18 protein-coding genes are annotated in these 14,653 nt (G+C 60.6%); 16 read left to right on the top strand and 2 right to left on the bottom strand.

Going from position 1 to position 14,653, the window contains the following annotated elements; translation table 11 throughout:
- Positions 1-43 precede the first annotated feature (43 nt).
- The 7 genes from ACA056_RS20870 (at position 44) to ACA056_RS20840 (ending at position 5,487) form a co-directional block, all read left to right on the top strand.
- Positions 44-1,174, top strand: a complete 1,131-nt coding sequence (locus tag ACA056_RS20870; protein WP_497267430.1) for a protein-glutamate methylesterase/protein-glutamine glutaminase — start codon at positions 44-46, stop codon at positions 1,172-1,174.
- Positions 1,174-1,914 carry a flagellar motor protein gene (locus tag ACA056_RS20865; protein WP_497267428.1) on the top strand — a complete coding sequence of 247 codons (741 nt, stop codon included), beginning with the start codon at positions 1,174-1,176 and terminating at the stop codon, positions 1,912-1,914. The genes ACA056_RS20870 and ACA056_RS20865 overlap by 1 nt, the downstream gene beginning before the upstream one ends.
- Positions 1,915-1,929: 15 nt before the next feature.
- Complete coding sequence (gene motD, locus ACA056_RS20860; protein WP_008155811.1) at positions 1,930-2,820, top strand: flagellar motor protein MotD; 891 nt, start codon at positions 1,930-1,932, stop codon at positions 2,818-2,820.
- A gap of 43 nt (positions 2,821-2,863) precedes the next feature.
- On the top strand, positions 2,864-3,652 hold the full coding sequence (locus tag ACA056_RS20855) for a ParA family protein (protein ID WP_008155810.1): 789 nt from the start codon (positions 2,864-2,866) through the stop codon (positions 3,650-3,652).
- A 1-nt stretch (position 3,653) separates the two neighbouring features.
- A complete protein-coding gene (locus ACA056_RS20850; protein WP_497267426.1) occupies positions 3,654-4,520 on the top strand; it encodes a CheW domain-containing protein in 867 nt (288 codons plus the stop codon).
- Positions 4,521-4,608: 88 nt separating this feature from the next.
- Positions 4,609-5,094 (top strand): chemotaxis protein CheW, encoded by a 486-nt coding sequence (locus ACA056_RS20845; protein ID WP_008155806.1) that lies wholly within the window; start codon positions 4,609-4,611, stop codon positions 5,092-5,094.
- The gene (locus ACA056_RS20840; protein WP_347804883.1) at positions 5,095-5,487 is read left to right on the top strand and encodes a DUF2802 domain-containing protein; all 393 of its coding nucleotides are present in this window, start codon (positions 5,095-5,097) and stop codon (positions 5,485-5,487) included.
- A gap of 114 nt (positions 5,488-5,601) precedes the next feature.
- On the opposite strand, the gene ACA056_RS20835 is transcribed toward ACA056_RS20840, so the two are convergent.
- Together ACA056_RS20835 and fliK are read right to left on the bottom strand one after the other, a co-directional pair.
- Positions 5,602-5,931: an EscU/YscU/HrcU family type III secretion system export apparatus switch protein gene (locus ACA056_RS20835; protein ID WP_497267423.1), complete on the bottom strand. Its 330-nt coding sequence runs from the start codon at positions 5,929-5,931 to the stop codon at positions 5,602-5,604.
- Entirely contained in the window at positions 5,928-7,502 is a 1,575-nt protein-coding gene (fliK, locus tag ACA056_RS20830; RefSeq protein WP_497267421.1) for a flagellar hook-length control protein FliK, read from the bottom strand. Before fliK ends, ACA056_RS20835 begins: the two co-directional genes overlap by 4 nt.
- Positions 7,503-7,699: 197 nt before the next feature.
- Here fliK and ccmA point away from each other — a divergent pair, with 197 nt between their 5' ends.
- The 9 genes from ccmA to ccmI all read left to right on the top strand — a co-directional run bounded on the left by ccmA (position 7,700) and on the right by ccmI (position 14,648).
- Positions 7,700-8,335 carry a cytochrome c biogenesis heme-transporting ATPase CcmA gene (gene ccmA / locus ACA056_RS20825; RefSeq protein WP_007894233.1) on the top strand — a complete coding sequence of 212 codons (636 nt, stop codon included), beginning with the start codon at positions 7,700-7,702 and terminating at the stop codon, positions 8,333-8,335.
- Positions 8,332-9,000, top strand: coding sequence for a heme exporter protein CcmB (ccmB, locus tag ACA056_RS20820; RefSeq protein WP_008155797.1), 669 nt, complete (start codon positions 8,332-8,334; stop codon positions 8,998-9,000). The genes ccmA and ccmB overlap by 4 nt, the downstream gene beginning before the upstream one ends.
- Before the next feature lie 77 nt (positions 9,001-9,077).
- Positions 9,078-9,833, top strand: coding sequence for a heme ABC transporter permease (locus ACA056_RS20815; RefSeq protein ID WP_497267419.1), 756 nt, complete (start codon positions 9,078-9,080; stop codon positions 9,831-9,833).
- Positions 9,830-10,006 carry a heme exporter protein CcmD gene (gene ccmD / locus ACA056_RS20810; RefSeq protein WP_007894243.1) on the top strand — a complete coding sequence of 59 codons (177 nt, stop codon included), beginning with the start codon at positions 9,830-9,832 and terminating at the stop codon, positions 10,004-10,006. The genes ACA056_RS20815 and ccmD overlap by 4 nt, the downstream gene beginning before the upstream one ends.
- On the top strand, positions 10,003-10,458 hold the full coding sequence (gene ccmE / locus ACA056_RS20805; RefSeq protein WP_283183583.1) for a cytochrome c maturation protein CcmE: 456 nt from the start codon (positions 10,003-10,005) through the stop codon (positions 10,456-10,458). Before ccmD ends, ccmE begins: the two co-directional genes overlap by 4 nt.
- A 3-nt stretch (positions 10,459-10,461) precedes the next feature.
- Positions 10,462-12,450: a heme lyase CcmF/NrfE family subunit gene (locus ACA056_RS20800; RefSeq protein ID WP_497267416.1), complete on the top strand. Its 1,989-nt coding sequence runs from the start codon at positions 10,462-10,464 to the stop codon at positions 12,448-12,450.
- On the top strand, positions 12,447-12,983 hold the full coding sequence (locus ACA056_RS20795) for a DsbE family thiol:disulfide interchange protein (RefSeq protein WP_429533766.1): 537 nt from the start codon (positions 12,447-12,449) through the stop codon (positions 12,981-12,983). The genes ACA056_RS20800 and ACA056_RS20795 overlap by 4 nt, the downstream gene beginning before the upstream one ends.
- Entirely contained in the window at positions 12,980-13,453 is a 474-nt protein-coding gene (locus ACA056_RS20790) for a cytochrome c-type biogenesis protein (RefSeq protein ID WP_008145552.1), read from the top strand. The genes ACA056_RS20795 and ACA056_RS20790 overlap by 4 nt, the downstream gene beginning before the upstream one ends.
- Entirely contained in the window at positions 13,446-14,648 is a 1,203-nt protein-coding gene (gene ccmI, locus ACA056_RS20785; protein ID WP_497267414.1) for a c-type cytochrome biogenesis protein CcmI, read from the top strand. Before ACA056_RS20790 ends, ccmI begins: the two co-directional genes overlap by 8 nt.
- The last annotated feature ends 5 nt before the right edge of the window (positions 14,649-14,653 follow it).

The raw sequence follows: 14,653 nt of genomic DNA, 5'->3' as shown, positions 1-14,653 counted from the left end.
TGGGGCGGGGCGACTGAGCCTCGCTCCGTCTAACGGAGTGTTTATGGCAGTTAAAGTCCTGGTGGTGGACGATTCGGGGTTTTTCCGCCGCCGCGTCTCGGAAATTCTTTCAGCGGATCCGAATATCCAGGTCGTCGGCACGGCGACCAACGGAAAAGAGGCGATTGATCAGGCGCTGGCCCTCAAGCCAGACGTGATCACCATGGACTACGAGATGCCGATGATGGATGGCATCACGGCGGTGCGGCACATCATGCAGCGCTGCCCGACCCCGGTGTTGATGTTCTCCTCGCTGACCCACGAAGGTGCTCGGGTAACCCTTGACGCGCTGGACGCCGGCGCGGTGGATTTCCTGCCGAAGAATTTCGAAGACATCTCCCGCAACCCGGAGAAGGTCAAGCAACTGCTGTGCGAGAAGATTCTCAGCATCTCGCGCAGTAACCGTCGCGCCAACACCTACAGCGCTCCGGCACCTGTCGCCGCACCCGCCCCGACGCCTGCACCTTCGAGCGTCAGCAGCTACGGCAGCAGCGCGCCTGCGCGTCCGGCACCGGCTCCGATTCCGGCACGTACGTACGCGCCAGCCTCGTCGTCGCCAACGCCGAAACGCAAAGCCTACAAACTGGTCGCCATCGGTACATCCACTGGCGGCCCGGTTGCCTTGCAGCGGGTTCTGACCCAATTGCCGGCCAACTTTCCCGCACCGATCGTATTGATCCAGCATATGCCGGCTGCCTTTACCAAGGCCTTCGCCGAGCGTCTGGACAAGCTCTGCCGCATCAGCGTCAAGGAAGCCGAGGATGGCGACATCCTGCGTCCGGGCCTGGCGTTGCTGGCGCCGGGTGGCAAGCAAATGATGATCGACGGCCGTGGCGCGGTGAAAATCCTCCCGGGCGACGAACGTCTGAACTATAAGCCGTGTGTGGACATCACCTTCGGTTCCGCGGCCAAGTCTTACGGTGACAAAGTTCTGGCGGTCGTGTTGACCGGCATGGGCGCCGATGGTCGCGAAGGCGCGCGTCTGCTCAAGCAGGGCGGCAGTGCAATCTGGGCTCAGGATGAAGCCAGCTGCGTGATCTACGGCATGCCGATGGCCATCGTCAAAGCTGAACTCGCCGACGCGGTGTACGGCCTGGACGATATTGGCAAGCATCTGGTCGAGGCTTGTATCTGATGGATGTTTTAAGCCTTATCGGGATCATCCTGGCGTTTGTCGCCATCATTGGCGGCAACTACCTTGAAGGCGGTCACCTCGGCGCCCTGGCCAACGGCCCGGCGGCGTTGATCGTTATCGGCGGAACCGTCGGTGCGGCGCTGCTGCAGTCACCGATGAGCGCCTTCAAGCGTGCCATGCAGATTCTGGCCTGGATCCTGTTCCCTCCACGCATCGACCTCGCCGGTGGCGTTGATCGCGTCGTCAACTGGAGTCTGACCGCACGCAAGGAAGGCCTGCTCGGTCTGGAAGGGGTGGCCGACGCCGAACCTGACAATTACTCGCGCAAAGGCCTGCAACTGCTGGTGGACGGCGCCGAGCCGGAAGCGATTCGCAGCATCCTGGAAGTGGATTTCTACACCCAGGAAAGCCGCGACATCGAAGCCGCCAAAGTCTTCGAAAGCATGGGCGGCTACGCGCCGACTATCGGCATCATCGGTGCTGTGATGGGTCTGATCCACGTGATGGGCAACCTGGCCGATCCATCGCAACTGGGTAGCGGCATTGCCGTGGCCTTCGTCGCGACCATCTACGGCGTGGCCAGTGCCAACCTGGTGCTGCTGCCGATTGCCGCCAAACTCAAGTCCGTCGCTATGCGGCAGTCGCGTTATCGCGAAATGTTGTTGGAAGGCATTCTGTCGATCGCCGAAGGTGAAAACCCTCGCTCTATTGAGTTGAAGCTTCAGGGCTTCATGGATTGATGGGAGACATGGACCATGGCACGTCGTCGCCAACCTGAAGAACACGTTAATCACGAGCGCTGGCTGGTGTCATACGCGGACTTCATCACCTTGCTCTTCGCCTTTTTCGTGGTGATGTACTCGATCTCTTCGATCAACGAAGGCAAGTACAAGGTTATTTCCGAAGCGTTGATCGGGGTGTTTACCGATTCCGACCGCGCCCTCAAGCCGATCCCGATCGGCGATGAGCGACCGAAGACCGTGACCCCGGCCAAGCCGCTGGTTAAAGACGCCGAGCAGGTCGACGCCGGTATCGCGGGTGCCAGCGATCCGCTCAAAAGCATCGCCGACGACATCAGCGCCGCGTTCGGCGACTTGATCAGCTCCAACCAGATGACCATTCGCGGCAACGAACTGTGGGTCGAGATCGAACTCAATTCCAGCCTGTTGTTCGGCAGCGGCGACGCCATGCCCAGTGACATCGCGTTCAACATCATCGACAAGGTTGCCGCGATTCTGAAGCCGTTCGACAACCCGATTCACGTCGAAGGTTTCACTGACGATCAACCGATCCGCACCGCGCAATACCCGACCAACTGGGAACTGTCCTCGGCCCGGTCAGCGAGCATCGTGCGCATGCTGGCGATGCAGGGTGTGAACCCCGGTCGCCTGGCGTCGGTGGGTTACGGCGAGTTCCAGCCAGTGGCCAACAACGCGACTGCCGAGGGCCGGGCGCGTAACCGTCGCGTGGTGCTGGTGGTGTCACGAAATCTCGATGTACGCCGCAGCCTCACGGGTACCGGAACCGCCAATGCGAAACCGGATGCAGCGTTGAAGCGTGCTGGCACACAAACTGCACCGACCCCGGTCAAGTCGCCGGGACGAGAGAGTGCCGTCAATTCTCCGTCACCCGCATTAATACGTTGAGCTTTTCCTCGGTCGACCATTTCGACCGGGAGGAACAATCCGAATGAGAGTCTGGGCAGTCGCCAATCAAAAGGGTGGTGTTGGTAAAACCACTTCCTCTATCGCTTTAGCCGGTTTACTGGCCGAGGCGGGCAAGCGCGTGGTCGTGGTCGATCTCGACCCCCACGGCTCCATGACCAGCTACTTCGGTTACGACCCCGACAGCCTGGAACACAGCAGCTACGACCTGTTCCTGCACAAGGGCAGTGTGCCGCAAGGCTTGCCTGGTCAGTTGTTGTTGCCCACCAGCCACGAGAGTATTTCCTTGTTGCCGTCGAGCACCGCGCTCGCGACTCTGGAGCGCCAGTCGCCGGGGCAGAGTGGCTTGGGCCTGGTGATTGCCAAGAGCCTGGCGCAACTTTGGCAGGACTTCGATTACGCCGTGATCGACAGTCCGCCGTTGCTCGGCGTGCTGATGGTCAATGCCTTGGCGGCGAGCCAGCAATTGGTGATTCCGGTGCAGACCGAACACCTGGCGGTCAAAGGCCTGGAACGCATGGTCAATACCCTGGCGATGATCAACCGTTCGCGTAAACAGGCGCTGCCGTTCAGCATCGTGCCGACTTTGTTCGATCGCCGCACGCAGGCTTCCCTCAGCACGCTTCGGGTGTTGCGCGACAAATACCCGGAAGAAATCTGGCAGGGCTACATCCCGGTCGACACCCGCTTGCGTGACGCCAGCCGTGCCGGCGTGACGCCTTCGCAGTTCGACGGCAAGAGCCGTGGGGTGTTGGCTTATCGCGCGTTGCTCAAGCATTTGCTGGCAGCACAACTTGTCCCGCAGGTGGCGTGAGATGAACCGCCCGGTAAAAATCACCTCGCGCCCGCAACTGGCTCTCCAGTCTTATCTGGACAGCTTGCTGATGGAGGCGACTGAAGAACTACCGCCGCAAATCGAAGCGCTGCCCGAAGTGGTCGAGGTTGAAGCTGCGCTGGACGAGTTCCAGGCGGCGGTGCTTGAAGAGCAGGCTCGCGATGCACAAAAAACCGCAGTGGTTACCGCGCCGGTGGTAGCACCGGTGGTGAAGGCCCCAGTGGCGCTGGTCGAAGCAGCGGCACCGGTGTTGGCGCCGGTCTCGACCATCGCACCGTTGCTGCAAGCTCTTGTGCCACCGGTCGTTGAAGTCCATCTGCCACCGAGCAACACGCCACCACCGGTGGAAACCGACGGCCGTCCGTCATGGGCAGCCGAGCCATTCGAATGCCTGTTGTTCGACGTCGCCGGGTTGACCCTGGCGGTGCCGCTGGTGTGTCTGGGCTCGATTTATTCGTTGGCCGGCCACGAGCTGACACCGCTGTTCGGTCAGCCGGAGTGGTTCCTCGGGATCCTGCCGAGCCAGGCCGGCAACTTGAAAGTATTGGACACCGCGCGTTGGGTCATGCCCGACCGTTACCGCGACGATTTCCGTCAGGGCCTGCAATACGTTATTTCGGTTCAGGGCTACGAATGGGGGCTGGCGGTGCATCAGGTCAGCCGCTCGTTGCGCCTGGACCCGAACGAAATCAAATGGAGAAGTCATCGAGGTCAGCGGCCATGGCTAGCCGGCACGGTGATTGAGCACATGTGTGCGCTGCTGGACGTTTCCGCCCTGGCCGAGTTGATCGCCAGCGGCGGGGCAAAGCACATGGGCGGCAGCAAGCCGCTACACAAACCGACATAGCTGCCGACATAACAAGTACGCGACGGCATTGTTGAATGCCGCCAACAGAACACACGCCGCCAGAAGCGGTTTTTCGAGGGGTCAGGGTATGAGTAATCAAGCGACGAATGCAAAAGGTTCTGAAGATCCGATCCTGCAATGGGTGACCTTCAAACTGGACAATGAAACCTACGGCATCAACGTGATGCGCGTTCAGGAAGTCCTGCGTTACACCGAAATCGCCCCGGTCCCGGGTGCCCCGAGCTACGTGCTGGGCATCATCAACCTGCGCGGTAACGTGGTCACCGTGATCGACACCCGTCAGCGCTTCGGCCTGATGAACGCCGAAATCAGCGACAACACCCGTATCGTCATCATCGAAGCCGACAAGCAAGTGGTCGGGATCATGGTCGACAGCGTCGCCGAAGTGGTTTACCTGCGTCAGTCGGAAATCGAGACCGCGCCGAACGTCGGTAACGAAGAGTCCGCCAAGTTCATCCAAGGCGTGTGCAACAAGAACAACGAACTGCTGATCCTGGTCGAGCTGGACAAGATGATGAGCGAAGAAGAATGGTCGGACCTGGAGAACATTTGATTGATTCTTGAGGTGGCGGTCATTGTCCTGTTCCTCTTTTGGGCAGGCACGCTGGCGATGTTTCTGGCGTACATACGAGGCCAACGACTGATCGCCGCGCAACAGGCCCAGGGCGATGCGCTGCGCGATCAGCGCATCAAGGACCTGTCCCGGCGTGTCGAGGACTACCAGAGCGGCAACGTGCGCATGGGTGAAGACCTGCACGAACTGCGCGCGGTGGTTGGCCCGTTGCCGGACAAACTGGCTCAGCTGGAACAGCGCGATCCGTCGAGCTTGTCGTTTGCCCAGGCGGCAAAACTGGTCGGTATGGGCGCGAGCGTCGATGAACTGACTCAGTCCTGCGGCTTGACCCAGGCTGAGGCGGAGTTGATGAGCAAGTTGCACAAGAACTGAGAAGATCAAAAGATCGCAGCCTCGTTGCACTCGACAGCTCCTACTTGGGATGGAATACACCCTGTAGGAGCTGTCGAGTGCAACGAGGCTGCGATCTTTTGCATTCAACACACATCAATAATCATCCCCGCGATCGGTGATGTCCTTCTCGACCATCGGCGCATCCGGATCTTGCCCCTTGGGGAACTTCCCCTTCAAATTCCACGCAAACGCAATAATCTCGGCAATCGTGCGATACAACTCCTCTGGAATACTCTCCCCCAGTTCCATCCGAGCCAGCAGCTTCACCAACTCCGGATTCTCATAGATCGGCACTTCGCATTCGCGGGCAATCTTCAGAATGGCTTCGGCCAGTGCTTCATCGCCTTTGGCCGTGAGGGTAGGGGCGTGGCTGCCGTCGTATTTGAGGGCGATGGCCTGGCGCGGGGTGTTGGGGTTTTTCATGCGGTTTCGTCGACCCAGCGTTGTTCGAGGCGGGTTTGGGGGCCTTGTGGCGGTGTGCCGAGGTGGCAATCGAGATCGCCGACATTCAGGCCGGACGCCAGCAGGCGCTGGCGCAATTCGGCCAGATGACTTTCGATCAGGCTGGCGGTGTACGGGCGTTCGGCCCACAGCTGGCTGGACAGGCTGCCTTTGATCAGTTGTGCCTGAATCTGCAACGGGCCCAATGGCTCCATGTCGAACGCCAGGTCCACGCGCCACAATTGTTGTTTGGGTTCGCGCTCGTCGCGGCGTTCGTTTTGCTGTTCTTTTTCGGGCGCTTCTTCGCGCTGGAACTTGACCTGCAACGGCACGATGTCCTGCAGATTGCGCATCGGGATTTCCAGTTGCCAGGTGCTCATCAACCGTCCGTCGTCAGTGACGCCGGTCTGTTCCAGGCTCGACAGTTGATGGCTTTGCAGGCGCGAAACCGCCGCGGCAGCCAAACGCAGTAAGTGCTCGAGATCCCCTTCACCGTCCATGCTTTGTAACAGCCGTTCGGGCAGCGGGAAGCTGGTTGGCTGCGGTTTGGCGCTGACCTGACCGAGCATGCCGAGGGCGCTGCGCACGAAGTGCGGCATGGCCTGGGCCAGTGTGTTGGCGGCAATGATCGCGTTGAGATTGGTGTTGGCCGGCAGGCCAGGCGTCAGTTGCGCGATCAGCTTGAGCAGATCGCCTTTCATGTCCGGGGCCAGTGTCGGGTTCTGACCGCTGAGCAGTTTGGCTTCAAGGAACAGCCCGCTATTGGCCAGTGCCTGGGCCAGCCCCTTTGGCGTGCTGAGTTGTTGAACATCGGGCAGGCCGGCGAGCAACTTGTCGACGGCAGCACGCAGATCACTGGACGTCTGATTCGAGGACGGCAGGTTTTGCAGGAGTTTGAGCAGGCCATCCAACGAACCCTGGCGGCTCTGTTGACTGACCAGTTGTTGGGTCACCGCCAATTGCTCCTGACGACTGCTCAACGGCACGAACTTCAGCGTCTGGGTGTCCTGCACCAGCGCACTCAGCAAAGTGCCGATGCGCAGTGGCGTCGGGCTGTCGATGCTCAGGGTGCTGCCGCTCAACGCGGTGTTGAGCAAGCTCACCATCGAGCGAAACACCGTCGGCTGGCCCGGCACCTGCGGCAACACCTGAGAGGTCAGTACTTTGCCTTGCAGCAGGGTGCCGACGGGCAGTTGCGCCGTGTCGATACGAGTGAGAGTGGCGACGCTGGAGGCGATGGCCTGTTGCACGGTGACGGCCAGATTACCCGCCGATGGCTGAGTGATCGCCAGGCTGGTGCCCTGAGGCAGCGGTTGCGTGCTGGTGGCCTGGACCGTGGTCTGACGGCCGCTGTCGAGGGTGACCTTGAGCAACAGTTGAAAGGTTTGATCCGCCTGCTTGAGCGACAGCACTTCGGCCTTGGCGGTCTGACCGGCAGTGATCAGGCCCTCCATTGGCGTCAGTAACTTCAGCAGGTCGCCACTCACCACCAGCGGTCGCGAAGTCGCGGGCGTGGTTTGCGGTAGCGGAAGGATGTTCATTTCGCCTGTCATACGCGGTCACAACCTGAGGAAATTGCCCTCTTAAGAGTAGGGCATGGCATGTATAATGCCGCCCCGTTGTATCCGGGGCGCTGAAAACATTTCAAATACTTGATCCAGCTCCTTAGAACGGGCCGCCAATGCATTTATCCTGCATATCTTTAACGGCCGCTCCACTGCCGACTTGAACCCAAAAGGCCCGTGATCTCTTGACCAGTCCTGTCCTGCAAACCGTTGCCCTCGCCTGTGAGCGAGACCTTCGGCTGCTCTTCGAAAATCTCGAATTGAGACTGGCCAGTGGCGAAATGTTGCAAATCAGCGGCCCCAACGGCAGTGGCAAAACCAGCCTTTTACGTCTGCTTTGCGGTCTGATGCAGCCGACTGCCGGTCAAGTGCTGCTCAACGGCCAGCCATTGAACGAGCAACGCTTTGAGCTGGCGCGTAACCTGCTGTGGATCGGTCATGCTGCCGGGATCAAGGATTTGCTCACGCCGGAAGAGAATTTGAGCTGGCTTTGCGCCCTGCATCAACCGGCCTCCCATGAGGCGATCTGGCAGGCGCTGACGGCAGTCGGACTGCGCGGTTTCGAGGATGTTCCTTGCCATACACTGTCTGCCGGACAGCAACGCCGGGTGGCGTTGGCGCGGCTGTATCTGGAAAGCCCGCCGCTATGGATCCTCGATGAGCCGTTCACCGCGCTCGACAAACAAGGCGTCGCGCAACTTGAAGAACACCTGGCCGCCCACTGCGAACGCGGCGGTATGGTGGTCTTGACCACTCACCACACGCTGACCCGGATGCCGGCCGGCTATCGCGACATTGATCTGGGGAACTGGGCCGTATGAGTGTTTTCGGCCTGTTGGTCGCCCGTGAAGCCCGATTGTTGTTCCGCCGTCCGGCGGAGTTGGCCAATCCGCTGGTATTCTTCGCGATCGTCGTTTCCCTGTTCCCGTTGGCGGTTGGACCCGAGTCTCAATTGTTGCAAACCTTGTCTCCGGGACTGGTCTGGGTAGCGGCCCTTTTATCGGTTTTGCTCTCGCTGGACGGGCTTTTCCGCAGTGATTTCGAAGACGGATCGCTTGAACAGTGGGTCCTTTCGTCGCACCCCCTGCCCCTTCTGGTTTTGGCCAAGGTACTGGCACACTGGTCCTTCTCTGGCCTGGCACTGGTTTTGCTCGCTCCATTACTGGCATTGATGCTCGGTTTGCCAACCGCCTGTCTGCCGGTGTTGCTGCTTTCTTTGTTGCTGGGTACACCGGTGCTGAGCCTGCTCGGTGCGGTGGGCGCAGCCCTGACGGTGGGATTGAAGCGCGGCGGCCTGTTGCTGGCGCTGCTGATTCTGCCGTTGTACATCCCGGTGTTGATTCTCGGCAGTGGCGCCTTGCAGGCGGCATTGCAGGGCATGCCGGCGACCGGTTATCTCCTGTGGCTTGGTAGCCTGACCGCTCTGGCGATAACCCTGACACCTTTTGCAATAGCTGCTGGCCTGAAGATCAGCGTCGGCGAATAATGAGGTCTGGTTGTTTTTTAACCAGTAAAGACCCTGGCTGCTCGTGATGGCGAGCAGCAACCGTGATGGAAACAGTAATGAACTGGACTTGGTTTCATAAGCTCGGCTCGCCCAAATGGTTTTACGGCATCAGCGGCAAACTGCTGCCGTGGCTGAGCGTCGCGGCGTTGCTGCTGATCAGCGTTGGTGTAGTGTGGGGCCTGGCCTTCGCGCCGCCGGACTACCAGCAAGGCAACAGCTTTCGCATCATTTATATCCACGTTCCGGCCGCCATGCTGGCCCAGTCCATCTACGTGATGCTGGCCGTGTGCGGCATCGTCGGGCTGGTGTGGAAGATGAAGCTGGCCGACGTCGCCCTGCAATGCGCGGCGCCCATTGGTGCCTGGATGACCGCCGTGGCGCTGGTCACCGGCGCGATCTGGGGCAAACCGACCTGGGGCTCGTGGTGGGTCTGGGATGCACGACTAACGTCCATGCTTATTCTGCTGTTTCTGTACTTCGGTCTTATTGCGCTGGGCAACGCCATCAGCAATCGTGACAGTGCCGCCAAGGCCTGCGCGGTCTTGGCGATTGTCGGCGTGATCAACATCCCGATCATCAAATACTCGGTGGAGTGGTGGAACACCCTGCACCAGGGCGCGACGTTCACCCTCACTGAAAAACCGGCGATGCCCGCCGAGATGTGGCTGCCACTGCTGCTGACGGTACTGGGTTTCTACTGTTTCTTCGGCACGGTGTTGCTGCTGCGCATGCGTCTTGAAGTGCTCAAGCGCGAAGCCCGCGCCAGTTGGGTCAAGGCCGAAGTGCAGAACAGTCTGGAGGTCGCTCGATGAGTTTCGCTTCATTCGGCGATTTCCTCGCCATGGGCCATCACGGCCTGTATGTCTGGTCAGCCTATGGCATTAGCCTGGCGGTGCTGGCTCTCAACGTGGCGGCGCCGATCCTGGCCCGCAAGCGGTATCTGCAACAAGAGGCGCGTCGTCTGCGCCGGGAGAACGGCAAGTGAATCCGCTGCGCAAAAAGCGTCTTATCATCATTCTCGCGATCCTGGTTGGTGTCGGCGCTGCCGTCGGTCTGGCCCTGAGCGCCCTGCAGCAGAACATCAATCTGTTTTACACCCCGACCCAGATCGCCAACGGCGAAGCCCCGCAAGATACGCGCATCCGCGCTGGCGGCATGGTCGAGAAGGGTTCGCTGCAACGCTCCGGCGATTCGCTGGATGTGAAATTCATCGTCACCGACTTCAGTAAATCCGTGACCATCAGCTACCGCGGCATCCTTCCGGACCTGTTCCGCGAAGGGCAGGGCATCGTTGCCCTGGGCAAACTCAACGCTGATGGCGTGGTGGTGGCCGACGAAGTGCTGGCCAAGCACGACGAGAAGTACATGCCGCCGGAAGTGACCAAGGCTTTGAAAGACAGTGGTCAATCTGCTCCAACGCCCGCGAAGGAGGGTTGATCGATGACGTCTGGACTCTATATTCCTGAACTCGGCCACCTGGCCATGATTCTGGCGCTGTGTTTCGCGCTGGTTCAGGCCATCGTGCCGTTGCTCGGCGCCTGGCGCGGTGACCGCTTGTGGATGAGCCTCGCCCAACCGGCCGCTTGGGGGCAATTCGCGTTTCTGCTGTTCGCCTTCGGTTGCCTGACTTACGCCTTCATGGCTGACGATTTCTCCGTCGCCTACGTTGCCAGCAACTCCAACAGCGCGTTGCCGTGGTACTACAAGTTCAGCGCGGTTTGGGGCGCTCACGAAGGGTCGTTGCTGCTCTGGGCGTTGATCCTCGGCGGCTGGACCTTCGCGGTGTCGGTGTTCTCCCGGCAGTTGCCGCAAGTGATGCTGGCTCGCGTGCTGGCGGTGATGGGCATGATCAGCACGGGGTTCCTGTTGTTCCTGATCCTCACGTCCAACCCGTTTGCACGGATCCTGCCGCAAATTCCTGCGGACGGTCGTGACCTCAATCCCTTGCTGCAAGACATCGGCCTGATCGTTCACCCGCCGATGCTATACATGGGCTATGTCGGTTTCTCCGTGGCCTTCGCTTTCGCTATCGCTGCTCTGCTGGGCGGTCGTCTTGATGCGGCGTGGGCTCGCTGGTCCCGTCCGTGGACCATCGTCGCCTGGGCCTTCCTCGGTATCGGCATCACCCTCGGTTCATGGTGGGCGTACTACGAACTCGGCTGGGGCGGCTGGTGGTTCTGGGACCCGGTGGAAAATGCCTCGTTCATGCCATGGCTGGTGGGTACGGCGCTGATTCACTCCTTGGCGGTCACGGAAAAACGTGGCGTGTTCAAGAGCTGGACCGTGTTGCTGGCCATCGCCGCGTTCTCGCTGAGCTTGCTGGGGACCTTCCTCGTGCGTTCCGGCGTGTTGACCTCGGTTCACGCCTTTGCGTCCGACCCTGAGCGCGGCGTGTTCATTCTGATCTTCCTGCTGTTCGTGGTCGGTGGCTCGCTGACGCTGTTTGCCCTGCGCGCTCCCGTGGTGAAGAGCCACGTCGGCTTCAACCTCTGGTCCAGGGAAACCCTGCTGCTGGGTAACAACCTGGTGCTGGTGGTGGCGGCGTCGATGATTCTGCTCGGCACGTTGTATCCGTTGATCCTCGATGCAATGACCGGCGCCAAGTTGTCGGTCGGCCCGCCGTACTTCAACGCACTGTTCATTCCGTTGATGGCCTTGCTGATGATGGTGATGGCAGTCGGCATGCTGGTGCGCTGGAAAGACACCCCGGTCAAATGGCTGTTGAGCATGCTGACCCCGGTGTTGCTCGGCAGCGCCGCTTTGGCCGTGGTAGCTGGTGTTGCTTATGGCGATTTCAATTGGGCAGTGATCGCGACCTTCATGCTCGCGGCTTGGGTGTTGTTGGCCGGTGTGCGTGACATCTTCGACAAGACTCGCCACAAAGGCTTGATCAAAGGCCTGCCGACCCTGACCCGCAGTTATTGGGGCATGCAGGTCGCTCACCTCGGCATCGCTGTGTGTGCCCTCGGCGTCGTGCTGTCGAGCCAAAACAGTGCCGAGCGCGACCTGCGTCTGGCGCCGGGTGAGTCCATGGACCTGGGCGGTTACCAGTTCGTGTTCGAAGGCGCCAAGCATTTCGAAGGCCCGAACTTCACCTCCGACAAGGGCACCGTTCGGGTGATCCGCAACGGCAAGGAAGTCAGCGTGCTGCACCCGGAAAAACGCCTCTACACCGTGCAGAATTCGGTGATGACCGAAGCCGGGATCGACGCCGGTTTCACCCGCGACCTCTACGTCGCACTCGGCGAACCGTTGGGCGATGGCGCCTGGGCCGTTCGCGTCCACGTCAAACCGTTCGTACGCTGGATCTGGTTCGGCGGTCTGCTCACCGGTTTGGGCGGGTTGCTGGCGGCATTGGACCGCCGTTACCGGGTCAAGGTGAATAGCCGTGTGCGTGAAGCACTGGGCATGACGGGAGCCACGGCATGAGACGTTGGTTGATGCTGTTGCCCCTGGTGATTTTTCTGGTGGTGGCTGTTTTCCTTTATCGCGGTCTGTTCCTGAACCCGGCCGAGTTGCCCTCGGCGATGATCAACAAGCCGTTCCCGGAGTTTTCCCTGCCGGCCGTGCAGGGCGACAAAACCCTGACCAAGGCGGACATTTTGGGTAAACCGGCGCTGGTCAACGTCTGGGGCACCTGGTGCATTTCCTGCCGGGTCGAGCACCCGGTGCTGAATAAACTAGCCGAGAAGGGCGTGGTGATCTACGGCATCAACTACAAGGACGTCAACGCTGACGCCTTGAAGTGGCTGGTGGAATTCCACAATCCGTACCAGCTGGACATCCGTGACGATGAAGGCACCTTGGGCCTGAACCTCGGCGTTTATGGCGCTCCGGAAACCTTCTTCATCGACGCCAAGGGCATCATCCGCGACAAGTTCGTTGGCGTGATCGACGAACAGGTCTGGCGCGAAAAACTGGCGGCCAAGTATCAGGCGCTGGTTGATGAGGCCAAGCCATGAAGCGCTGGATAGCCGCCGCGGTATTGGGTTTGAGCATGGCCGGCGTGGCACACGCGGCCATCGACACCTATGAGTTCGCCAAAGAAGGTGATCGCGAGCGTTTTCGTGAGCTGACCAAAGAGCTGCGTTGCCCCAAGTGCCAGAATCAGGACATTGCCGATTCCAATGCACCGATCGCCGCCGACCTGCGCAAAGAGATTTTTCGCATGCTCGGCGAGGGCAAGGACAACCAGCAGATCATCGACTTCATGGTCGACCGCTACGGTGATTTCGTCCGCTACAAACCCGCTCTGAACGCCAAGACTGCTGTGCTCTGGTTCGGCCCTGCCGGCCTGCTGCTGGGCGGTTTTGTGATCATCGCCGTGATCGTCCGCCGTCGTCGCGTGCAACGCGCTGACACCAAGGATGAGCTCTCTGCCGAGGAGCGTGAGCGCCTCGACCACCTGTTGGATAAAACCAAGAATGATTGATTTCTGGCTCGCTGCAGGTCTGCTACTTCTGGTTGCCCTGAGTTTTCTGTTGATTCCCGTTCTGCGTGGTCGTCGCGCCCAGCTTGAAGAGGACCGTACGGCCCTGAACGTCGCGCTGTATCAGGAGCGCGTGGCTGAGTTGCAGACTCAGCAGGAAGAGGGCGTTCTCGATGCCGCGCAAATGGACACCGGCCGCGCCGAAGCCGCCCGTGAGTTGCTCGCCGACACCGAAGGCGTCGAGGCACCGCGCGTGTCCCGCCTGGGCAAACCGTGGCCCTTGCTGGCGGCGATTCTGGTGCCGGTGCTGGGTCTTGGCCTGTACTTGCATTTCGGCGCCAGCGACAAGGTCGAACTGACCCGTGAATTCTCCCAGGCGCCACAGTCGATGGAAGAGATGACCCGTCGCCTGGAACGTGCGGTTGCGGCTCAGCCTGATTCGGCTGAAGGCCTGTATTTTCTCGGTCGCACTTACATGGCTCAGGATCGCCCTGGCGATGCGGCGAAGATCTTCGAACGCACGGTGAACCTGGCCGGTCGTCAGCCGGAACTGTTGGGCCAATGGGCGCAGGCCCAGTACTTCGCCGACGGCAAGAAGTGGTCGGACAAGGTTCAGGCCCTGACCGACGAAGCACTGAAAGCCGATCCGAAAGAAGTCACCAGCCTTGGCTTGCTCGGTATTGCTGCCTTTGAAAGCCAGCGTTATCAGGACGCCATCGACTACTGGAATCGCCTGCTGGTGCAACTGCCACCGGAGGACAGTTCCCGCGCCGCGCTGCAAGGCGGCATCACCCGGGCCACCGAGAAACTCGAAGCCAGCGGCGGCAAGGTGGCCCAGGCGCCCGCCGCCAAGGTGGCGGCACTGCTCAAGGTGCGAGTGGATCTGGCACCAGAGCTGAAAGCCAAGGTCCAGCCGGGCGACAGCGTATTCATCTTCGCCCGCGCCACCGCAGGGCCTCCTGCGCCATTGGCCGCCAAGCGCCTGACCGTGGCCGACTTGCCAGCGACCGTTGAGCTGGGCGACGCCGATGCAATGATGCCGCAGTTGAAACTGTCGAACTTCCCTGAAGTCCAACTGGTTGCGCGCATCTCCCGCGCCGGCCAACCCACTGCCGGCGAATGGATCGGTCGCAGCCAGCCTCTGGCCAGCAGCACCACGACGCAGCAAACACTGACCATCGACAGCCCGGACAAATGACAGGA

The sequence above is a fragment of the Pseudomonas sp. LBUM1666 genome, from assembly GCF_059695775.1.
Note: the sequence above shows the minus strand (reverse complement) of the source record. Positions and strands in the feature narration are given on the sequence as shown.